The organism is Vibrio sp. S11_S32, from assembly GCF_014694465.1.
In the GTDB taxonomy this organism is placed as follows: Bacteria; Pseudomonadota; Gammaproteobacteria; order Enterobacterales; family Vibrionaceae; genus Vibrio; species Vibrio algicola.
The window spans coordinates 1-235 of record NZ_JAAUWS010000210.1; the positions used below are offsets into that span (position 1 = coordinate 1).

General features: G+C 48.5%; 1 protein-coding gene. It reads left to right on the forward strand.

Going from position 1 to position 235, the window contains the following annotated elements; genetic code table 11:
- Nucleotides 1-235, forward strand: a 235-nt coding sequence (locus HC723_RS17275; protein ID WP_190339981.1) for a hypothetical protein, incomplete at both ends; no start/stop codon positions are given.

Sequence of the window (235 nt, forward strand, 5' to 3'; positions counted from 1 at the left end):
CAACCATTGGATGACAACAACGGCACGGGTGAGAATACCGGTCTTATTACCAACATTGATGATGTGATCTCAGTCGAGTTGCCATTTGAAATCGATGACACCGATGGCGATACGTCGGATGTGACGGTACACGTCAACTTTAAAGATGGTGAAGATCCAAGCTTTGGCGTGGACACGGGCGCCAGCATCACTGAAAATGACGGCACCCAAACCGCCAATGGTTCGATTGAATTTG